Annotated in this window: 21 protein-coding genes, 2 tRNA genes and 1 pseudogene; 11 read left to right on the top strand and 13 right to left on the bottom strand. The window is 35.9% G+C overall.

The genetic code is table 11. The annotated features are described in order from the left end of the window. Positions 1 to 35 precede the first annotated feature (35 nt). From AC2A1G_RS06955 to AC2A1G_RS06930, 6 genes are read left to right on the top strand one after another with little or no spacing between them, the layout of a single operon-like run. Complete coding sequence (locus AC2A1G_RS06955; protein WP_484046200.1) at positions 36 to 788, top strand: DUF2189 domain-containing protein; 753 nt, start codon at positions 36 to 38, stop codon at positions 786 to 788. Between the two features lie 56 nt (positions 789 to 844). Beyond that, positions 845 to 1,564 carry a beta-carotene 15,15'-monooxygenase gene (locus AC2A1G_RS06950; RefSeq protein WP_484046199.1) on the top strand — a complete coding sequence of 240 codons (720 nt, stop codon included), beginning with the start codon at positions 845 to 847 and terminating at the stop codon, positions 1,562 to 1,564. Between the two features lie 13 nt (positions 1,565 to 1,577). Beyond that, positions 1,578 to 2,663, top strand: a complete 1,086-nt coding sequence (locus AC2A1G_RS06945) for an AI-2E family transporter (protein ID WP_484046198.1) — start codon at positions 1,578 to 1,580, stop codon at positions 2,661 to 2,663. A gap of 12 nt (positions 2,664 to 2,675) precedes the next feature. Next, on the top strand, positions 2,676 to 2,885 hold the full coding sequence (locus AC2A1G_RS06940) for a DUF3820 family protein (RefSeq protein WP_484046513.1): 210 nt from the start codon (positions 2,676 to 2,678) through the stop codon (positions 2,883 to 2,885). A gap of 54 nt (positions 2,886 to 2,939) precedes the next feature. Continuing rightward, positions 2,940 to 3,977: a glycosyltransferase family 9 protein gene (locus AC2A1G_RS06935; protein ID WP_484046197.1), complete on the top strand. Its 1,038-nt coding sequence runs from the start codon at positions 2,940 to 2,942 to the stop codon at positions 3,975 to 3,977. A 22-nt stretch (positions 3,978 to 3,999) separates the two neighbouring features. Then, positions 4,000 to 4,764: a lipopolysaccharide kinase InaA family protein gene (locus tag AC2A1G_RS06930; protein WP_484046196.1), complete on the top strand. Its 765-nt coding sequence runs from the start codon at positions 4,000 to 4,002 to the stop codon at positions 4,762 to 4,764. On the opposite strand, the gene uvrB is transcribed toward AC2A1G_RS06930, so the two are convergent. From uvrB to AC2A1G_RS06910, 4 genes are all read right to left on the bottom strand, one after another. Beyond that, positions 4,761 to 6,752, bottom strand: a complete 1,992-nt coding sequence (uvrB, locus tag AC2A1G_RS06925; protein WP_484046195.1) for an excinuclease ABC subunit UvrB — start codon at positions 6,750 to 6,752, stop codon at positions 4,761 to 4,763. The genes AC2A1G_RS06930 and uvrB overlap by 4 nt on opposite strands. A 108-nt stretch (positions 6,753 to 6,860) precedes the next feature. Next, a complete protein-coding gene (locus AC2A1G_RS06920) occupies positions 6,861 to 7,283 on the bottom strand; it encodes a hypothetical protein (protein ID WP_484046194.1) in 423 nt (140 codons plus the stop codon). Between the two features lie 7 nt (positions 7,284 to 7,290). Continuing rightward, positions 7,291 to 9,132 (bottom strand): M56 family metallopeptidase, encoded by a 1,842-nt coding sequence (locus tag AC2A1G_RS06915; protein WP_484046193.1) that lies wholly within the window; start codon positions 9,130 to 9,132, stop codon positions 7,291 to 7,293. A gap of 2 nt (positions 9,133 to 9,134) precedes the next feature. Further along, positions 9,135 to 9,506: a BlaI/MecI/CopY family transcriptional regulator gene (locus AC2A1G_RS06910; protein WP_262150352.1), complete on the bottom strand. Its 372-nt coding sequence runs from the start codon at positions 9,504 to 9,506 to the stop codon at positions 9,135 to 9,137. A 109-nt stretch (positions 9,507 to 9,615) separates the two neighbouring features. On the opposite strand from AC2A1G_RS06910, the gene AC2A1G_RS06905 reads away from it, so the two are divergent. Then, positions 9,616 to 10,815, top strand: coding sequence for a PQQ-dependent sugar dehydrogenase (locus AC2A1G_RS06905; protein ID WP_484046192.1), 1,200 nt, complete (start codon positions 9,616 to 9,618; stop codon positions 10,813 to 10,815). A 67-nt stretch (positions 10,816 to 10,882) separates the two neighbouring features. Here the strand turns inward: AC2A1G_RS06905 and AC2A1G_RS06900 are convergent, their stop codons facing one another. The 4 genes from AC2A1G_RS06900 to AC2A1G_RS06885 all read right to left on the bottom strand — a co-directional run bounded on the left by AC2A1G_RS06900 (position 10,883) and on the right by AC2A1G_RS06885 (position 14,527). Next, complete coding sequence (locus tag AC2A1G_RS06900) at positions 10,883 to 12,040, bottom strand: pyridoxal phosphate-dependent aminotransferase (protein WP_484046191.1); 1,158 nt, start codon at positions 12,038 to 12,040, stop codon at positions 10,883 to 10,885. Between the two features lie 3 nt (positions 12,041 to 12,043). After that, entirely contained in the window at positions 12,044 to 13,129 is a 1,086-nt protein-coding gene (locus AC2A1G_RS06895; RefSeq protein ID WP_484046190.1) for an FAD-dependent oxidoreductase, read from the bottom strand. 189 nt (positions 13,130 to 13,318) lie between these two features. After that, positions 13,319 to 13,936, bottom strand: a complete 618-nt coding sequence (locus tag AC2A1G_RS06890; RefSeq protein WP_484046189.1) for a DUF502 domain-containing protein — start codon at positions 13,934 to 13,936, stop codon at positions 13,319 to 13,321. Between the two features lie 9 nt (positions 13,937 to 13,945). Continuing rightward, a complete protein-coding gene (locus AC2A1G_RS06885; protein WP_484046188.1) occupies positions 13,946 to 14,527 on the bottom strand; it encodes a MiaE family protein in 582 nt (193 codons plus the stop codon). Between the two features lie 133 nt (positions 14,528 to 14,660). On the opposite strand from AC2A1G_RS06885, the gene AC2A1G_RS06880 reads away from it, so the two are divergent. Further along, positions 14,661 to 14,897, top strand: a complete 237-nt coding sequence (locus AC2A1G_RS06880; protein ID WP_484046187.1) for a hypothetical protein — start codon at positions 14,661 to 14,663, stop codon at positions 14,895 to 14,897. A 30-nt stretch (positions 14,898 to 14,927) separates the two neighbouring features. On the opposite strand, the gene AC2A1G_RS06875 is transcribed toward AC2A1G_RS06880, so the two are convergent. Then, positions 14,928 to 16,016: an acyltransferase family protein gene (locus tag AC2A1G_RS06875; RefSeq protein WP_484046186.1), complete on the bottom strand. Its 1,089-nt coding sequence runs from the start codon at positions 16,014 to 16,016 to the stop codon at positions 14,928 to 14,930. Positions 16,017 to 16,098: 82 nt separating this feature from the next. Here AC2A1G_RS06875 and AC2A1G_RS06870 point away from each other — a divergent pair, with 82 nt between their 5' ends. The 3 genes and pseudogenes from AC2A1G_RS06870 (at position 16,099) to rpmA (ending at position 17,732) form a co-directional block, all read left to right on the top strand. After that, on the top strand, positions 16,099 to 16,992 hold the full coding sequence (locus AC2A1G_RS06870; protein ID WP_484046185.1) for a GLPGLI family protein: 894 nt from the start codon (positions 16,099 to 16,101) through the stop codon (positions 16,990 to 16,992). A gap of 79 nt (positions 16,993 to 17,071) precedes the next feature. After that, a pseudogene (rplU, locus tag AC2A1G_RS06865) lies at positions 17,072 to 17,422 on the top strand (50S ribosomal protein L21); the annotation flags it as partial. Positions 17,423 to 17,474: 52 nt separating this feature from the next. Continuing rightward, on the top strand, positions 17,475 to 17,732 hold the full coding sequence (gene rpmA / locus AC2A1G_RS06860; protein ID WP_056083481.1) for a 50S ribosomal protein L27: 258 nt from the start codon (positions 17,475 to 17,477) through the stop codon (positions 17,730 to 17,732). Positions 17,733 to 18,072: 340 nt separating this feature from the next. Here the strand turns inward: rpmA and AC2A1G_RS06855 are convergent, their stop codons facing one another. The 4 genes from AC2A1G_RS06855 to AC2A1G_RS06840 all read right to left on the bottom strand — a co-directional run bounded on the left by AC2A1G_RS06855 (position 18,073) and on the right by AC2A1G_RS06840 (position 21,517). Further along, positions 18,073 to 20,592: a DUF5686 family protein gene (locus AC2A1G_RS06855; protein WP_484046184.1), complete on the bottom strand. Its 2,520-nt coding sequence runs from the start codon at positions 20,590 to 20,592 to the stop codon at positions 18,073 to 18,075. Positions 20,593 to 20,805: 213 nt separating this feature from the next. Further along, positions 20,806 to 20,879: transfer RNA gene (locus AC2A1G_RS06850), tRNA-Asn, on the bottom strand. A 221-nt stretch (positions 20,880 to 21,100) separates the two neighbouring features. Beyond that, positions 21,101 to 21,409, bottom strand: coding sequence for a GIY-YIG nuclease family protein (locus AC2A1G_RS06845; protein WP_484046183.1), 309 nt, complete (start codon positions 21,407 to 21,409; stop codon positions 21,101 to 21,103). 34 nt (positions 21,410 to 21,443) lie between these two features. Further along, a tRNA-Asn gene (locus AC2A1G_RS06840) sits at positions 21,444 to 21,517 on the bottom strand. Positions 21,518 to 21,531 lie beyond the last annotated feature (14 nt).

Raw genomic sequence — 21,531 nt, 5'->3', positions numbered from 1 at the left:
TTATTGATGTTTACTTTTGCATAAATTATTTTCTAATGCAGCAACAATATCCCCAAAAAGCGGGAATCGATTTTATTTTAAAGCAGGCTTTTTCTTATTGGAGTAAAACTTTCGGCTTACAGCTAATGTTTTCGATAATTTATTTTGGAATATTTATAACAGGTCTTTACTATTTCGGCTTTAAATTCGAATTAATTCAAGGACTTCAAACTGCGTTTTTAGAATATCAGGAAGCAGGACCAAAAGGTTTAGAAAATCTTCAGACCGCAATTGCTGTTTTGAAAGATTCAGAAAACTATCAGTATTATCTTTTGGGAATGATAGGTGTAAGAATCTTTCTTTATCCTTTAAATATTGGTTTTTATCAGATTTATAAAAAGATGGATATGAATGAGGAAGTTGGTATAAATGATTTATTTGCAGGCTATATCGGAATTAATTTCTTTAAGTTCATAAGCTTCTATATTTTTTGGATATTTTTCTATACAATCATCGGAGTAACATTAGTTTTACCGGTATTTTGGGTAATACTGACGATTTTTGCCGCCCCACTAATGTTCTTCGAGAACAAAAGAATCATAGAAATTGTAGCAATCGGCTGGAAAGCTTTAAAGAATAATTTTCTGGAAATTTTTGTATGTGTTTTGGTTGCTTTGATTTTCTGTTATGCAGGATTTCTGTTCTTATTTATTGGCGGTCTTTTCACATTTCCTTTCTGGAATGCGATGATTTATTCACTTTATAAAAATATTCTCGAGCAGAATAAGAAAGATTTGGGCGAAGTTTAGTGTTTTTTTGTGGTTGAAATAAATTATATTTGAGTAACCATAAAATCTAAACAACGATGTCTCAATTTGACGAATTTGACGAGCAGGGAAAGGCCCCCGCAAGAAATACCGGCGCCATCATTTCGCACGCCTTTGAAATGTATAAAGGTGTTTTTCTCTACGGCTTAGTCGTGATGATTATTTATTTTGTAGCTGATTTTATATTGCAGTTGATCACGGGCTTCAGCCTCTGGACCGATTTCGACAGTTTCAATGATTTTGATGATGCAGAAAGCAGACTGTGGAGAAATTCTGAAGTGAAATTTTATTACTCTTCAACCGGTTTGCTCAACATTGCACTTACTCCACTTTATCTAGGATTAATTTATGTCACCAACAAATTCAATAACAACCAACTAATTGATTTCAATGATTTGTTTATTGGTTACCGTCAGAATCTTGGGCAGACGTTGCTGTATGGCTTGATCACTACAATTATATACTATATCTCACTCGCCATGTGCGGATTCCCTTTTTTATTTGTCTTTCCGCTGTTTCTTTTGGGTCTGCCATCTCTTTTATTTGAAAATCTTTCAGCAACTGAGGCGATCGGCAAGACCTTTAATATCGCCAAAGAAGACTATGGTGTTTTTCTTGGCGTAAGTCTTTTGGGTGGTCTTTTAAGTATCGCAGGATTTATACTTTGTTGTATTGGTATAGTTTTTACTATCCCCTTTATCTATGTTGTCATGTATTCTGCATACTGTGCGTATTGTGGAAAGCCAAGACAGATTTAAAAAAATTAAAATCATGAATACCAACGAGCAAATCAGCGGCACAAAAATCAAGCAGGTTTTTCTTTTAGCAATCATTATTACGATGGTTGCTTTAATATGTTTTAACCTTGCGCTGTTTATCCCTTCAGTTCTGGGAGCAATTACGATTTACGTCGTTTGCAGGAAGTACAATTTTTATCTTCAGGAAGAAAAAAAATGGAAACCTTGGGCAGCGGCTCTACTTCTGATGTTGGCGAGTCTTCTTGTGATTGTTTTGCCGATTTACTTTATCGCCGATCTTTTAATTGAAAAATTGGGAAATGCACAGGCATACATGACGAAATTCAACGTTTTTATTGATAAAATACATGATTTTGTTTATTCTAAAACCAAAATTGACCTTCTTAGCAACGAAAACATGACAAAGCTGAAAACTGCTGCAGGAAGATTCTCTACTTCGGCACTCAGCGGAACTGTAAATACGCTGACCGTGATTATGTCGATGTATTTCATTCTCTATTTCATGTTTGAGAAACCACGTTTTTTTGAAAGAATTTTAGGTTCAGCTGCACCTTTGAAAAGATCAAATGTTTCGTTGATCGGTGAGAAAATGCGTAAGCTCATAATGGCCAATGCGATCGGAATTCCTGTTGTGGCTTTAGGTCAGGGGATCATCGCTTTGATTGGTTATTTCATTTTCGGAGCACCGAGTCCAATACTTTTATTTGCTTTAACGGCTGCCGCGTCAATGATTCCGGTGGTTGGAGCAGCGATTATTTATGTTCCAATCTGTATTTTTATGTTTGCAGAAGGAAACACTGGAGCAGGTTTAGGTTTGGCAGCATATTGCTTAATTGTAGTTGGAATTACGGATAATTTATTAAGATTTACTTTACTTAAAAAACTGGAAGATATTCACCCTTTAAATACCGTTTTCGGAATCATTATGGGGATGAATCTTTTCGGGTTTATGGGGCTGGTTTTCGGGCCAATTATGGTTTCTTTAACTTTGCTCCTGATTCAGGTTTACAGAAACGAATTTTCTGAAGATGACTCCAAAGAAATTCTGCTTTCAGATAAAGATGAGGAACTTGAAAACAAAATTGATTTGATTGTATAGTAAATGGATGGATTGAGACCTGAAATTCTTCAGGAAATATGTGTAGTAAAGATGCCTTTCGGCAAATATAAAGGAACGATTCTAGCTGATATTCCGGTAAATTATCTTGAATGGATGCATAGAAAAGGAATGCCCGCAGGGAAACTGGGAATGCAGCTTTCAACGGTTTACGAAATTAAAATTAATGGGCTTACAGATTTGCTTAGACCTCTCAGGAATTAATTAGATTCATTCAAAATTATTTCCGACCTTTGCAGGATGTTTTTATTTCTCTAAATGAAAGTATCTAAAAAAGTAAATGCGGCCAGAAGGTCTTTGATGAGAGGGCTTACCAAAAACGTTGGTAAATCACATGCAGAAAGTATTGTACATAAAAATATCCCGATCAAAAAGATATTGATTTCCAGACCCAACCACAGGCTTGGAAATTTATTGTTGCTTTCTCCTTTGGTACAGGAAGTTATTGAGACTTTTCCGGATGCTAAGGTTGATCTTTTTGTTAAAGGTGGAATTACACCAATCATTTATCAGAATTATATAAATATAGACCGTATTATTCAGCTTCCCAAAAAACCTTTCAGCAGTTTGTTTCAATACATAAAAGGTTGGGCAACGCTGAAAAGCAGAAAGTACGATTTGGTCATTAATGCCAGTTATGGCTCTTCTTCAGGCAAATTGTCAACTTCTATGGCTCGGGGTGAGTATAAAGTTTTTGGAGATACTGACGAAAAATCAGCATCAAAATTTTCGGATTACCGTCATGCTGCAAAAAATTCAATTTACAGTTTGAGAGATTTTTTAAGTCATTTGGATATTGACAGAAGCAATTCTAAAATACCGGATTTAGATATAAAACTGAGCGATGCAGAAGTTAAAGAGGGCAAAAAAAAGCTGACAGATCTGGTGAAAAATGACAAAAAATCTATCTGTCTTTTTACCAATGCTACAGGAGCAAAATGTTATTCGGAAGAATGGTGGAATACTTTTTACGAAAAATTAGAGACTGCATTTCCAAATTACAATATTGTAGAGCTTTTGCCGGTAGAAAATATTTCTAAAATCAATTTCCGCGCTCCGTCTTTTTACAGTAAAGACATCCGTGAAATGGGCGGATTTATTACCAATTGCGAAGTTTTTATCGCTGCAGACAACGGTGTAATGCATTTGGCGAGTGCTGTAAATACACCAACGGTAGGGCTTTTTATGGTTACCGAAGAAGAAGTTTATAAACCTTACAACGAAGGGAGCTTTTCGGTAAATACCAACCAACATTCTACCGATGAAATCATCAATTTATTAAAGAATATCCTCTAAGGAATTAAATAAACATGTCATTATGAAGAGTTTTTATGCTGAAGGTTTCCGTCATCTTGAGAGTAAGATTTTAGATGTTTTAAATAATTTTAAAACGGGTGGAATTCTTATTGGCCCCGGAAGCAGGAATGTGGTGAAAATCTTTGATATTAATGGCGAAAGATTCAATTTTAAGTCTTTCAAACAGCACAATGTTATCAACCGACATGTTTATAAATACTACAGAAAATCAAAAGCCAGACGCTCTTTTGAGTATGCTCAACTGCTTTTAAGCAAAGGATTTCAAACGCCTGAACCGATTGCTTATATCGAAAATTTTGACTTTTGGGGTGTGACGTCAAGCTATTACATCAGTCAGCAGCTCGAAGATTCGCCTACTTTGATGGAGGTCATCGTCAATCATTCTTTTCCAGATAGAGAAAAAATTATCAGAGAATATGCTCATTTAATGTTTCGTCTGCATGAGCAGGGATTCGAGTTCTTAGACAATGCGCCTGGGAATTTCATTATAAAAAATGAAAATGGAATCAACCGATTTTATATGGTAGATCTCAACCGTATGAGCTTTCATCAGGAGATGAATTTAGATAAAAGATTAAATAATTTTGCGCGTTTAACTTCTGATACAGAAGTAATTAAAACAATAAGTAACGAATACGCGAAACTCGTAGGCACATCCGGAGATTATTGTTTCAACAGAATCACCCAGGCCATCAACGGAATGGTTCGCAAGCGAAAAATGAAAAAAATTCTTAAGTTTTATAAATTTTTGCTTCCTAAACGTTAGTTTTTCAGAGCTTCGATTTCATCACGCAGTTTTGCGGCTTTTATAAAGTCTAAATTCTTTGCAGCAGCTTCCATTTCTTTCTGTTTTTGCTGAACGATTTTTGCCACATCCTCTGTAGAATAATTTGCTTTCGTTTCAGCAACTTTTTGAGTGATTTCTTTCTGCGTATATTTTTCATCCGGGAAATCTTTACTTCTTCCCACCAGATTTTCTGAAATTTTCTTGTTCAAAGCGGTCGGAACTTTGCCATGTTCTTCGTTATAAGCTATTTGCTTGCTTCTTCTGTATTCGGTTTCATCCAAAGTTGCCTGCATCGATTTTGTGATTTTATCGGCATACATAATGGCTCTGCCATTGATGTTTCTTGCAGCACGACCCACGGTTTGAATCATTGATCTTCTGCTTCTCAGCATTCCTTCTTTATCAGCATCCAAAATTGCGACAAGTGAAACTTCGGGTAAATCTAAACCTTCTCTTAATAAATTTACACCAATTAAAACATCAAAAAGACCTACACGAAGATCATGCATAATCTGAATTCGCTCTAAAGTCTCCACATCAGAGTGAATATAACGTGTTCTGATACCAAATTTTGTGAAATATTTAGTCAGTTCTTCAGCCATTTTCTTGGTTAAAGTTGTTACCAAAACTCTCTCGTCTAATTCTGCTCTTTTGTTGATTTCTTCCATCAAATCATCAATCTGATTTAAGGATGGTCTCACTTCAATAATAGGATCCAAAAGTCCGGTTGGTCTGATGATCTGCTCAATATATTCACCGCCTGTTTTTTCCATTTCGTAATCTGCGGGAGTTGCAGAAACATAAACGACCTGGTTTTGAATGGCTTCAAACTCCTCGAATTTTAAAGGTCGGTTGTCCATCGCTGCGGGAAGTCGGAAGCCATATTCCACCAATGCCTCTTTACGGCTTCTGTCGCCTCCGTACATGGCATGAACCTGAGGAACGGTAACGTGACTTTCGTCAATCACCATCAGGAAATCTTTGGGAAAATAATCTAAAAGACAAAAAGGCCGCGTTCCTGGAAGTCTGCCGTCAAGGTAGCGGGAATAGTTTTCAATCCCGGAGCAATAACCCAATTCTTTAATCATTTCAAGATCAAGTTCTGTTCTTTCCTGCAATCTTTTGGCTTCAAGCGGTTTTTCAATCGAGGCAAAAAAATCAACCTGTTTTACCATATCATCCTGAATTTCTCTCACAGCACCATTAAGTGTATCTTTGGTGGTAACAAAAAGATTGGCAGGATAGATTTGAATAGATTCAAAATTGGAAGTTACATTACCGGAAACAGGATCAAAACTCTGAATTTTTTCAATCTCGTCTCCAAAAAACTGCACTCTGATTCCGTTATCAGCGTATGCCGGAAAAACATCAATCACATCGCCTTTTACCCGAAACGTACCTCTTTGGAAGTCGCTGAGTGTCCTGGAATACAGTGCATTTACTAAAGAATGAAGCAGTGCGGTTCTCGTAGTTTTCTCACCAATTTCCAATGAAATTAAAGACTTATGAAATTCGGCCGGATTTCCAACACCATAAATGCATGATACTGAGGCAACAATCAAAATATCTCTTCTTCCTGAAAGCAAACTTGCAATCGCAGAAAGTCTCAGTTTTTCAACTTCTTCGTTGATGCTCAAATCTTTTTCAATATACGTTCCAGAACTTGCGATATAAGCTTCAGGCTGATAATAGTCGTAGTAACTCACAAAATATTCAACCGCATTTTCAGGAAAAAATTCTTTAAATTCCATGAAAAGCTGTGCCGCCAAAGTTTTGTTGTGTGCAAGAACCAAAGTGGGTCTTTGTACATTATTGACGAGATTGGCAACAGTAAACGTCTTTCCCGAACCGGTTACCCCAAGAAGGGTTTGATATTTTTCGCCAATTTCGATTCCTGCTGTCAGTTTTTCGATGGCAGTAGGCTGATCTCCGGTCGGTTGGTACTCTGATTGAAGTTTGAATTGCATTGAACAAATTTAGGAAATAAAAAAGAGTTTGGACGAGAGTGAAATCATAATTTACAGACATTTCAAAATGAAAAAAGCGTTCTGAATTTTTTCAGAACGCTTTCAAAATTATAAATTTCTCAAACCTTTTAGAAGAAACTTTTTATTTGCTTCATGGCAAGAGTCGTTTACAGCGATTGTAAGATGAGTTTTCCCGATGATGCTGTCTTTGTAGACAAAGCCTTTCTTTCTCTTTTTATTATCAATCAAAACATAATATTCTGTGTTGATGTATCTGTCGTCGCCGTAGAGAAGAATATTTTTAAATTTTGGTTTTTTCTTATTTAATTTTTTAAATTCTTCTTCGCTTGAAGCAAATTTAAATCCACCAAAACTCACGTACTTCAATTTCAAACTGTCATTACTGATGCAGAGATATTGCTGGTCTTCATAGCAATAGGCTTTGGTATTGTATTTTGAGTAATTACTGAAGTGATTTCCGGAGCAACTGTAAAAGACAAGACTTAAAATCAAAAATGCACAAAATTTCATATTGCATTTATTTTTGAGGTTGAGGTGCTTCAAATTTCATTTTCAAAGGTAGTTTAAAAACAGTTTTTACATTTTTGCCATTATCTTTGGCTGGTTTCCAGACTTTAGTGTTTGTTGCCAATTTTACAGTCCGTACAGCTTCAGTATTGAATGCTGTATCTTCGCCATCTGCTATTACATCTGTGGTCTTACCATTCTCGTCAACTGAAATAAATATTGATGTTGAAATAATTCCTGTCTTTTTATCGAAAAGTGACGAATCAAAGTTTTCTGCAATCTTTACTCTTAAATCATGTATTCCTCCCGGAAAATCTGCCTGCACAAAATTTGCCGAAGGAGGTGGAGGTGGTGGGATAGTTTTGGTCTCCGAAAAATCTTCAACAATTGTTTTGTCAGCATTTTTTCTTTGGTTTTCAGAAAGTTTTGCTTCTTTACTCTTTTTTGGCGAAATTGTATCTGCTTCAAGCGCTTTCTTATACTCATTTTGATTTACTGTAAAACTTACAATCATCTTTTTTTCAGCATTATATTTTTTTGCAAAATTATTGGTGTACAATACAACGTAAGTTTGATATTTTCCATATTCAGAATTTTTAGGTTGAACTTTTACAGTGTAAACAGAGTAGAAGTCTGTATTTTTATAGCTCTTTAAAACATTATTATCTACATTTTGATGATTCAGATTGATTTTATATTTTGAATCCAAAAACTGATTTAGTTGTTTCTGGGTTGGAACTTGTTTTACTATTTCATCATAGCTAATCCAAAAAGGTATTTTACTATGATCTAAAATATTAATTTTGTTAAAAAGCTCAAGAAATTTCTTCTTTTCAGCGGCCGGAACTTCTTTTTGAAACCTTTCGAAATCTTTGGTCTTGATGATGTCATCGTATTTTTCTGACATCTTCAGATATTCAGTAATCGCATCATTATTTACTTTAAACTCAATAATTTTTGATGTTTTTGAATTTGATACAGTATTTTCCGTAGTGTTGTTGCCATACACTTTCTCAGCAAACGCAAACGCAGCAATTGCAAAAACGGGTACTGCCAAAAACTTTTTTACCTTGGCAAATTTTGAATTTTGTTTTGTCATCATAATAAATCGTTTTTTAGTATTGTTAAAATTAAACTGATGAGTCAGAGATAAGTTTTGTTGCTTCAGAACTTCCTGTAAAATCAGTTCCTGATAGTTTTTAATGTCAGTTTTTTTATTGATAACCTCTTCGTCAGCGAGAAATTCGTGGTTGTTGACCATCGCATTTTTATAGAAATAAAAGAAAGGATTGATCCAGAAAACGGCTTTTGTCAGTTCGATAAAAACCAAATCCAGTGAATGTTTCTGTTGAATATGAATTTCCTCGTGCAGGAAAACACGTTCGTCAATTCCGGTATCATTGAAAGATTTTTCTGAGATATAAATTGTATTCCAAAAGCTGAAAGGTGCCAAATCTCTCTTTAGTAAAACGATCTTTTTGCCCTTATAAATTATTTTTCTACCCTTTAAATTTTTAATTTTTAAAACTGAAAGAAGAAATTTAAGCATGAAAATTATAGCAACAAGACAATATATAACCAAAAGGATTTGTGTAAAATCAAAGCTTTTTTCTTCAGCAATCTGTCCTGCTAAAACATGTTGAGGAATTTCCTGTTCAATTATTAACGATGGTTTTTCTTCATTCAATTTTGGCAATTCAATCGTAAAAAACGGAATACTAAGAGAAAAAATTATCGAAAAAATCAGATAAAAACGGTTGAACACAAATGTCTTTTCCTTTGCCAAAAACCAATGGTACAATCCGAGTAAAATCCCTGAACAGATTACGATTTTTAAAACTAAAGTTTCCATAATTATTTTTTTATCTGTTGATCAATGATGTCCCGAAGTTCTTTCAAATCTTTCTGCGTCAGTTTGGAATTTGACGTAAAGAACGATGCAAATTGTGTAACCGAAGAATTGAAAAAGCGGTCAATCATGGTTGTCATTTCGTCTTTAAAGTAATCACTTTTCGCTACTTTAGGGAAATATTCTCTTGAATTTCCGTACAGCGTAAAGCCCACCAGATCTTTGTTCTGCATTCTTTTGAGAAGTGTTGCAACCGTGGTAGTGGCGGGTTTCGGAGCGTCATAAGCTTCAAGAATTTCTTTCATAAAAGCTTTCTCTTTTTCCCAGAGAATTTCCATTAAAGTTTTCTCCGAATCGGTCAGTTTTATTTCATTCATATTCTACAAGTTTATATTTTGCTCTACAAATGTAGAGTAAAATTTTAATTGAACAAATTTTTATGGCATTATTTTTCGTCTTTAACATATTACACCTTAAAAATTAATTATGAATAAGATTCTATTACCCATTTTATTAGCTTCTGCCACCACCATCGTTTCGTGTCAGGGAAAAGGGAAACCCAGCGAACCATCCGCTAAGGAAGAAAAACCCAATACGAACTACAAACCTGCATTTGACGGGCAAACGCGAATCGCTCCCGTAAAAACTACTACACCTTACAACGTAGAAATCCTCAATACCTCACTCGGAAAACCATGGGGAATCATCAATCTTCCTGACGGGCGCTTTTTAATTACCGAAAAATCAGGATTCATTAATGTAGTTTCGGCGGACGGAAAAACGGTTTCTAAAATTGAAGGTTTCCCAAAAGTGGATGACAAAGGTCAGGGTGGAATGCTCGATGTAGCTTTAGATCCCGATTTTAAAACAAATCAAATGATTTACTTCTGCTATTCTGAACCTTATGGAGAGGGAAATCACACCGCAGTTGCCAAAGGAAAATTATCTGCAGACCTCAAAAATATTTCTGAGGTAAAAGTCATTTTTAGGGCAACACCAACTTATGATGGCGATAAACATTACGGAAGCCGACTTCAATTTGATAAAGACGGAAATTTATTTGTGAGCACCGGTGAAAGGTCAGATAAAGAAACGAGAGTTTATGCCCAGAAAACCGATAATTATTTAGGTAAAATTCTAAAAATTACCAAAGACGGAAAACCTGCCGAGGGAAATCCATTCATTGGAAAAGCCGGTTACAAACCTGAAATCTACGCTTTCGGAATCAGAAGTCCTCAGGGTTTGGCTTTGGATGAAAAAGGTCAGCTCTGGGACATCGAAATGGGACCGAGAGGTGGCGACGAGATTAATCTCATCCAACCCGGAAAAAATTACGGTTGGGGCGTTGTAACGTATGGAATTGAATATAACGGCGACAAGATCAACAACGGGACAACTCAAAAAGCCGGAACCGAACAGCCTGTTTATTATTGGGATCCCGTAGTTTCTCCAAGCGGCGTCACTTTCTACACCGGAAATATTGAAGAATGGAAAAACAACCTTTTCATCGCCTGTCTGAGTGGACAACACATTAATAGAATCGTTTTGAAAGATAATAAAGTAGTCGGTGAAGAGCGTTTGCTTTTAGACCAGAAAGAAAGATTCAGGGATGTTTTGAATGGAATGGATGGAAATCTTTATGGAGTGACGGATAGTGGGAAATTGTATAGAATTTCTAAGAAATAAATTGCAATCAGATAAAAAAAAGTGGCTGAATCAACGGATTCAGCCACTTTTTAATTTATTGTTAAACTTAAAAACTCTTCAAAATCCTATCCAGACCCTCTTCCAAAATCTCCTGCGAAGTTGAAAAACAAATTCTCACATGCCCTTCTGCACCTTTTCCAAACCAACGTTCCGAGCCTGGAACAATGGCTACTTTGCCTTGCTTCAAAACATGTTGAGCAAACTCGTCACTCGACATTCCATTTTCTATTTTTGGGAAAATGACAAAAGTAGCTTCAGGTAAGTTTGGGGTTAAAATTCCTGAGTTTTTCAGCTTATTGTAAGCAAAATCTCTGTTGCTTTGAAGATGTGCAAGAAAATCATTAAACCATGGTTTAGCTTTATCAATTGCAACACTTGCGGCTATCTGAGATAATGTAGAAACCCCTTCAATGGTAGAATTGAATTGAGATTTTTCTGTAAAATCATCCAAAAGATCCTGGTCGTTGCACAGAACAGCACCAATTCTTAAACCTGCAATTCCATACGATTTTGAGAAGCCGAAAACAGTAAAACTTTTCTTTTTTGCAGCTTCAGAAACAGAAGAATAGGTGTTGAATTCTTTTTTGTCGTAAACAATATCGCTCCAGATCTCGTCGCTCATTACCCAAAGGTCGTGTGCCGCGGCGATTTCGGAGATTTTAATCAGAATTTCTTTTGAATAAACCCGTCCAACCGGATTGTGCGGGTTGCAGATGCTGATCATTTTGGTTTTAGGACCGATCAATAAGACCAACATTTCAAGATCAATGTCTCCGGTTTTAGAATCTACTGCACAGAGTTTTATATTTCCACCGACAGCATCCACTGTTTTTTTGAACAAAAAATCTACCGGGTCAAAAATAATGGCTTCATCACCAGGATTCAAAACATAGTTGGCTACCATATACATTCCCATCGCAGCACTGTTGACAGCCAAAACATTTTCAGGAGTGAAATTTCCGTTTTTGCCGCTGTTAAAATGTTCTGCAACACTTTTTTTAAACTCAGGCAAGCCGGAAAACGGACCGTAACTTAAATATCCGTCTTTAATATATTCAATAATTCCCTGCTCGATTACAGGCGACATTCTGAAGTCCGGATCGGCTGCCGTTAAAGGAATAATTCCGTCTTCCAGAGTTGCCCATCTGCCGTTGTAGGCCTTCCGTTTCAGGGCTTCGAAGTTGATATCGTTGTTTGTAAACATTGCTTATTTGTATGAAATTGGTAAAGTGTTTTTCGGCTGCTCGCTTAATGGTAAAAGAAACTGGTTCAATAAAATTCTGCCATTGTTGATATGAATATCGATTTCAGGTCTTCTTTCTTCTTCATATTTTTTGAAGATTTCTTCAAGGTTATTTCCTTCTTTTAAAAGATTGGTCAAAGTGAAAGAATCTTTCAAAGCTGAAGTTACGCCCTGGCTTGTAAAAGGAATCAATGGATGTGCAGAATCACCGATAAATACCACGTTCTGGTGGTAGAAAGGATTCAGTTTTTCCAGTTCATAAACGCGCCAGATGTGTGCATTTTCGTAGCTTGATCTTTCAATAATTGAGGTTAAAAGTTCGTTCCAGTCGCCAAAATTCTCGAGCATAAACTGTTTTATGGAATCAGCATCATAATCTTCGTTGATGAAGTATTTGGTGATGTCAAACTGGCAATACCAAAGGATTTTCGTAGATGAAAGTTTTAAAACACCGAAAGTCAGACCTCCTTTTTCGTGGTGAAATTTAAGGAAATTACTTTCAATTTGGCTGGCGAGCTCTTCGTCTTCAATGATATTTACCACTTCGTTTTCCAGAACAGCGTTCATGGTTTCGTCCTGAAATATTTTTCTTCTGATTCTGCTTCGCGAGCCATCTGATGCGACTACGATGTCGGCTTCTATTGTGTTGTTTTCATCAATCTCAATTTGTGCTTTTCCGTTTTCAAAACCAGTCAGTCCGATGGTTGTTTTGTAGGAAATTTTATCTGATGGAATTTCGTTTGCCAGAATTTCAATCAAAGCACTTCTGGAAACCACAAAAACATCATCCAGTTCTTTTTCAGACATGATTTCGCCTGCCTGATTGTAGTGAATGTATTTTTTGAGGAAACTTCCTCTTTTATAAAGCTCCTCGATGTTGATGATGTTTGAAAGAAACTCAATTCCCTCTTTTGGAAGGATAAAACCGTGACCTTTGAGATCATTTTGAGTTCGTCTTTCGTAGAGATGATAGTCAATATTATTTTTTTCAAGATAATTTGCCATGCTCAAACCGGAAACTCCGGCTCCAATGATTGCAACTTTGCTCATCTTTTTTTGATTTTATTGTATAGTTAGTTTTTATTTAAATTAAATTCTAAATTGCAGTAAATCATTTATTTAAATAAATAATTTCGCTTTGTAGACTTTGTGATTTTTGGAGAAAAGTTTTTTATTGAATTAAAATAATTGCAACAAAAGAAGTAATATCAGAACGATATTTTGATAGAATGAATAAGACTATTCCGGAGCCTTAAAAACATTGTCATCAGAGTGAAAACCTGCCACGCCACCGCTTACCGCAAATTTCATTGCCGTAGCAGCGCTCATTCCCACAACGGGTTTGATATTTTTTTCTTCAGTGACGATCACCCAGCCTGAAATGGCATAAGAATGCGGAAGATAGACCGCGACATAATTGTCTTTCTGAACAACGTCCATTTCTCTCTGAGTTAAAAAACCTATTCTCCAGATTTCCGGATTTTCGTTGGTTTTTACCCAGACAGGATCGCTGAATTTTTTTTTATCGCCCACAAATGAAGACATCACATCTTTCGTCGGCGAATAAATATGCTTTATTCCTGGAATTTTTTCTAAAAGTCTGTCGATAGAATCAACAAAAAAGCGACCTACGACAAATTTATTTCCTAAAAATCCAAGTAAAGCAGTGACTAAAAGAACGGAGATAAAAACCAAACCTGGAATCTGTTTTGCAACCGAAGGAATGATATTGTCGATAGACGTAATCACCGACCAGATCACATAAATGGTAAGTCCGATAGGTCCAATGATAATCAGTCCCTGAAAAAAGTTTTTCAGGAAGATATTGGTTACGGTTTCAAATGTTGGTTTCTTCAATTCTGATTTTTATCCGTGGATGCTTTCTTTGTTTCCGTAAGATTTGATGACTGTGGCTTCGTATTCCAGCCATTCTTCCCAGCGCGCATTTACCTGTTCAGGATCACCCAGTTCTCTTGCGAAACCTATAAAAGTGGTGTAATGATTGGCTTCAGAAATCATTAAGTCTCTGTAAAATGTTTTTAATTCTTCGTCTTTAATATTTTCCGTTAAAACTTTAAAACGTTCACAGCTTCTGGCTTCAATCATCGCTGCAAAGAGCATTTTATCAACAATCAAAGTGTCTCTGTGACCACCCTTTTGAATAAAATTGACCAATTCGTTAACGTAATCATCTTTTCTCGTTCGCCCAAATGTATAGCCGCGCTTTTTGATGATTTCCAAAACCTGTCCAAAATGTTCAAGTTCTTCCTGCGCAATTAGTAAAAGTTCAGATATAATATCCGGACGTTCAGGAAGCATCGTAATCAGTCCGATGGCGTTGGTAGCGGCCTTTTGTTCGCACCACGCATGGTCGGTAAGGATTTCCTGAAGGTTTCCTTCTGCAATATTTGCCCACCTCGGGTCGGTAGGAAGTTTCAGCTTAAACATGACTCAAAAATTTCGGTAAATTTAATTAATAAAATTAACATTGAATGATGCTAAATTTCTAATTTGAAAATTCCATGTAAAGTAAGTGGCACAGAGTTGGTTTACACTACGTTAACAAACAAAAAAATCAACGATGGAAATTACAGAAATTACAAAAAAAATGCAGAGTTCTGCATTAGCAATTCTGGCTTTAATCATGAGTACATTTGCCTCAGCACAGGAAGCTGTGGATTCTAAAGTTACCACAACCACAAAAACCACACACACCGAAGAGTGGTACGCAGACCCAACGTACATTATTATCGGTGCGGTTCTGTTTATTATTCTAATAGCCGCTTTGGTAATGGGTGGAAGAAAGAGAAGAGATTAACAATAACGATTTAATGAATACCGTTCAATTTTATTGAGCGGTTTTTTTACGTAAAAATTCTAATATATTCCATCCGAAAGCATCAAATTTCTTTAATCCTGCTGAAATGATAAATGCTAAAATGACATTGAAAACATAAATTATGATCATCAAAAGCCACCAGGGCATGGTTTCTTTCATGGGCACGACCAAAAAATAAATTAAAGATGAACTGATTCCCTGTCCGAAATAAAAGAAAATTGCGTTTTTGCCAATGTAAGTCACGAAGTTTTCTTTTGTGATTTTTAATCTGTTATAAAAAACAAAAAGTGTCGTCAACGAAAATAATGACCAGATAATGTACGGGATTTTTGGTGGAAATTTCTGTTTGTTGATTTTAAAGAAAATATCATTTCCGAAATAAAGAAACATCCAAACTAAGGCTGCGGCAACCGCGCCGTAAAGAACGGGAATCATTTTAGCAGGAATTTGTTTGCCTTTCATTCTATTTGCAACGAGGAAGACGGTCATATAAAAAGCTACATATCCGACCTGACCGTTTGGATAGATTTCAGGAAAGATATTGAACAGTAAAGTTAAAGCGATGCAGATTCCGATAAACCAGTTGACGTGTTTCGGGAAAAATTTTAAAATCAAAACTCCGAAAACAGTTAAAATAAAATAGACTTTCAGATACCAGAAACTTCCCATCACAACAGGAAAAGTGTCGGCATTATTGTATTCGTGCAGATACCAATTCCCAAGATTCTGCCATTGCGGAACTGTTGAAATGCTTGTTGCAGCGTATTTTGATCCAAAAGTAGAGTAGAAGCTCTGCAGCCACTCGAGAGAAAAGAAAGTGAGTCCGAAAATTTTAAAGAAATAATCTAAAAAGAAAAGCAACGTCACAAAAATCATGTACGTGACCTGCAGTTTCAGTAACCGGTAAAAAGTTTTTTCGATGTTTGATCCTGAGGTAATTCCACTCAAAGCATAAAAAAGAGCAACATCAAAAACCAGTGAAAAGACTCTCACTTCCGGCTGAATATAGAACTGCCCCGACCAAAATGCGGTGTGGATGAAAATAATGGAAAGCGTCGCCAAACCTTTCGCAAAATCAATATAAAGATCTCTGCTCATCTGAATGTGGAATATTTTTCAAAAGTACAAATAAAATATTTCCGTTAAAATTTCGTTAAGAAACAAATTAAATCAACAAATAATGAAATTAAAACTTGTATTTCTAATGGTATTTTTCACTGTGATCAATTTTTCTGCGCAGGGAAACCGTTTTATTTACGAATACCAATCGAGAAGAGATTCCACGAGAACTGACAGCCTGAAAAAGGAGTTTGTGAATCTCGATATTTTGCCTGCAAAATCTTATTTCTACGGTCAGGCAAAGTTTGCGAGTGATTCTGCCGACAATGTTTCTATCGCCCAACAGCGAGTTGCAACACCCGGTAATTACAGCATCACTTCAACTATTCATGATTGGAATATTGAATATGTTGTAGAAAAATCTTATCCGGAATTCAAAATAAACTGGTTTACATCAATCCAGCGTACCGATCTGAATGTTGAAGAAAAAATAGAAATCAGATGGAATATTTTACCGGAGACTGCAAAGATTGAAAATTACAACTGCCAAAAAGCAACAGCAAAATTTGGAGGAAGAACCTGGGAAGCTTGGTTTTCCAAAGACTTGCCATTTCCCGACGGACCCTATAAATTTCATGGCTTGCCAGGCTTGATTGTGAAACTGGAAGATCAGACGAAGTCGCACAGCTACATATTGAAGGGAAATAAAAAACTTGAAAAGAAAGATCATAGCTGGGATTACATTTTAAGTTTAAGAAAAGAAGCTGAGAATAATTTGAAAAGTGTGAAAATATCTCAGGAACAGTACAAAAAACTGTATCTCTCCTACAAAAATGATCCTGCCAAAGATATTAAACAGAAGCTTTCAAGCCCAAATACTAGGATGGAAGTGAGTTTTGGAGATGGCAGAATTATAAAAGACAATGCAGAAATCATTAAGTATTATGAAGAATCTTTGGGAGAAGGATTTAAAAGAAACAACAATCACCTGGAACTAAGTCTTCACAAAAAATAGAAAATTTCTAAAAATCATCTTGTTAATCAATAAATAATCAGTACATTTGCACCTCGAAATAACTAAAAATTTATAAACAATGTTTGCAATTGTAGAAATAGCAGGGCTTCAATATAAAGTTGAGCAAGACCAGAGACTGTTTGTAAACCGTTTAGCAGGAGACAAAGGAGGAAAGGTATCTTTCGATAAAGTACTTCTTACTGTAAACGGAGCAATCACGGTAGGCGCCCCAGCTGTAAGCGGAATCACTGTAGAAGCAGAGATCCTTGATCATGTAAAAGCTGATAAAGTAATCGTTTTCAAAAAGAAAAGAAGAAAAGGTTATCAGGTAAAGAACGGTCACAGACAGTCATTAACTCAGATCAAAATTACTGGAATCACAGGATTTGACGGAGCTAAGAAAGAAACTAAAGCGAAAAAAGCTCCTAAGACTGAGGAAGCTGGCGCAGAATAATTGTTTAACCAAAAAACCATAAACTAAAATGGCACACAAAAAAGGAGTCGGTAGTTCCAAGAACGGTAGAGAATCTCACTCTAAAAGATTAGGTGTAAAGATTTTCGGTGGACAAGACGCTATCGCTGGAAACATTATTGTAAGACAAAGAGGTACTCAGCACCACCCGGGTGAAAACGTTGGGATTGGTAAAGATCACACTTTGCACGCACTTGTAGACGGTAAAGTAGTTTTCAGAAAGAAAGCAAACAACAGATCTTTTGTATCTATTGAACCAAACGCATAATTAATTAAGCGTTTTATAAAAATAAAATCCTCAGCATTTTTGTTGAGGATTTTTTGTGCTTAGAATTGAAGAATGGGAGAGTTTTTAAACACATAAGTCACATCAGAAGATTTACAAATAAAATGTGCTAAAAGAGCACATAAGAAGTGAAAAATCGAAGATTTTTCAGCGTGCGGCTGGCTTGTCGATTTCTTTTTAAAATGTCTGCAAGTATTAAATGAAATAAAATTGCGAACAGAAAAAATTTTAATTGTTTCTCTAATGTGCTCTAAAATATGCAGCACAGGATATTAAAATCTATGTGACTCATGTGTCAAATCTTGCAAATAAGTTTTCTAAGTTAAAAATTAAACTGAAAACCTGCTTTAATTCCAAATTTGTTGGCATCCGGACGGTCAAGGTAATTCCCTCTCCAGTTGAAGTCTACACGAATGATTCTGATGTTGCCGAAACCGATGTTTTCGATACCGAATCCGTATTCATAATAGATTTGCTGGTCTGGAGCCGAATATTTTAGATTATCAACATTGATGTTTTTGGAAGCATCACTCAGGCTTCCGTAAGCTCCTCTAATGAATGCAACTTCTCTCAGCTTCAATTTCTTGATTAAAGGAATAAAAGAAAGAATTTTTCCGTTAAAATGATGCTCAATATGAAGTGTAGAGTAGGTATCGGCTACGAATTCGTAATAATTCAGCTGTGAAAAAGTGTTTGGAACCAAGCCATAGCTCTGGTTTGCCGGAATGATATTCTGTAAAGCTAAAGGAACGGTATCAAAGTTTTTTCCTGCTTCGAAATTCAATAAAGTTTTCCCCCAACTTCCGATAAGAATTGGCTTGTAAAACATAAACTGAAGTTTGTTGTAGTTGAAATCCGCATTAAAAAGTCCTTCAATTCCTCTCGTATATTTTAAAACGATTGTTGGTGCCAAAGTTCCGTGCTCATATCTGTCGACGCCGGTTTGTGAAAATTTAGCTCCAGGTCTTGCAATTAAACTGATAGTAACATGCGAATCATTGGTGGTTTTTCTTAAATCACCATTTCGGTAATACATTAAATTAAAACCGGAAGGATTGGCCGATTTAATGCTCTGCAAAGTCCCATCAACTCTCACCTGGAAGTTTTTCCAAGGCTCAATTGATGTGAAAAAACTTGTCTGGCTTACTGAGCTTAAAGAAGAGTTTTCTCCTCTTGCAAAAACCGTTGAAGATGCAAATGAACGGGACAGTATGCCGTCTTCTGTCGTTAGCTGAACACCTAATTGAGTGATATCTCTTTTGGTGCCTCCACCAATCATAAAACGGTTGACACGGTTGAACATGTATCGCCCCTCCACGCCATATTTGAATTGCTGATCTTTGAAACCATAAGCATTGTAAAATTCAATTCTCCAGGGATCGTTTTGGCTGAAATAAGTTCTTGCTCCAATTCTAATTCTGTCTCCTTCCACTTCATTTTTTCCATAAATTGATGTGATTGGACCTAAGTCAATGCCTTTTGTGACGTTGTAATATCTCGAAGCTAATGTTTCATATAGTTTTACAATTCGGTTGAATTTTGGAGTTTCCTGAAGCTTTTCAAGCATTTCATAAACACCTTTTTCCTGCTTTGAAAGAGAATCTGGTCTTGCTGTAGCCCAGAATTCATCATTTTTTTCTACAAATTTGTCATCATATTCCTCTTCTTTTCTTATGAAAAGGTCGTCTGCTAGAGGTTGATTAAACTGATAATTTGAGTAATCGACCGAACGCCTTGCAATAAGACTTTTAGAATTTTTCTTTTTTGAAAACGGAGTAAGTTCAATTTGAGTCACAACCTTTTTAGGTAAGAAAGTTTCATCATCAGGATTGCTGTATTCTAGTTCAGTAGAAATTGAATTGATGAAATTAACGTTGATTTTACTTGTCGATTTTAGCGTTGCAGATAAAACTGCGTAAGTTTCTGTGTCAATATAGAGATACCCCTGAAATGCTAAGACATCTTTTCTGCGTGGTTCGTAGCGAATTCTGTAAGCTCTGTTTCCGCTGATGGAAATGGTGTCAGTCAATTGATAATCGTAAGTGCTGAAGCCATCTGTTGCCACGGGACTTGGAAATCCGATATCGAAATAATTTAAAGTATTATCATAAATGTTAATTTCACGATAAAGATTTTTTGCAGTAATAGTTACCACCTGATTATCTTGAAATCCTGAAGTTTTCTGTGCGGTAAGGAGCTTTTTAGTTTTTTTGGTAGGGCGATTTAAACCGTAATTTTCGTAGATAGATTCATTGAGAAATACTGGAAGAGCCATTTTTCCGTTTGCGGTAGAATCTGCGTAGTCAAAGATAAAATCGAGTTTATTGAAAACCTTTCGGTTCATAAAAGCACTATCGATATTATTGGCGTCAAACTGTATTTTTTCGTACTCTTTGTAGCTGTAGCTGTCGAATTTTTCGAGTCCGTTGTTTCTCTTTCTTTTCCAGACTTCCTGCATGATTGCGTAGGCTGGGTTTTCTTTTTTGTTTTTGTATTTCGGCTTGGTGTTTTGAATTACCACTTCGGCAATCGCACTTTCCTTTTCGGGAGAAAGTTTTATCTGAAGGTTGTTTTCAATAAGACTAACCTCGTAGGAAGCATAATTTTTTCTCTCAAATCTTATTTTGTAAATAACAGTATCTGAAGTTACCGTAAACTGGGAAGTTGTAGTCGTTAAAACGGCTTTGTCTTTGTCGTTAATGAAAATGCTTACTCCGGCAAGGTCTTTATTGGTTTTAGCGTCTGTTATTTTTCCGGAAACGGAATTTTGTGCAAAGAAAAAGCCTGTGGTAAAGAGGGAAAATATAAAAAGGAAATATTTATAAATCTGTGTAGACATCATTTGATTCATCGAGCATTTAGCTTAAACAAAAAGCGTGCTGTAAATTATTTAAACTAAAATATTTTTAAGAGCTTTTGTGTCTGATTATTAAGGTGCAAATGTAACGAAAAAAACACTGTGAATATTGTGTTGCGTCGAAAGTTTATTTGATGAGAATGGAAGTGTTAAATATGAAACATAAAAAAACCGCAATCATTTTTGACTGCGGTTTTGCTCCTCCTGCTGGGCTCGAACCAGCGACCCTCTGATTAACAGTCAGATGCTCTAACCAACTGAGCTAAGGAGGAATGTTCCTCTTTTAAGGTGGTGCAAATATAAAAGGAAAAATAATATTACACAAATGTTTTTTCTCTAAAAAAAACCTTAAACGATCTATCAGATTATTTTTCAGTAAATTAAATTTAAAATAAATTGAGAAGCTGAAAAAAATAGACACAAAAAAAGACCTACATTTCTGTAAGTCTTTTTGCTCCTCCTGCTGGGCTCGCACGTGCGGAAGACCCTCTGATTAATCCCGAAGTTTCGGGACTCTAACCAACTGAGCTAATTCCCCTGAAAGTTCAGAGTTCGTATCGCAAAGCATTTGTATAAATTTTCTTGATTTCTGTTTTTTAATAAATTTCTCAATTTTTATTGCCTTAGATTTCTCTGTTGAAACCTCGAAGAGAGCTGTCATTTTCCAAGGCCGGAACTTTTTGGTAAAAGTATTAAAGTTCTCTTGATGATTATGTTTCAATAATCTTTCTCTCGGATGCTCAGTGTATCCAATGTAAAATTTGTCTGCGGATTCAGAATATAAAATATAAATGTAATACATAAAAAAACCGCAATCATTTTTGACTGCGGTTTTGCTCCTCCTGCTGGGCTCGAACCAGCGACCCTCTGATTAACAGTCAGATGCTCTAACCAACTGAGCTAAGGAGGAATGTCCTTATTTTT

Source organism: Chryseobacterium sp. HNCC26DJ240 (genome assembly GCF_057180485.1).
Note: the sequence above shows the minus strand (reverse complement) of the source record. Positions and strands in the feature narration are given on the sequence as shown.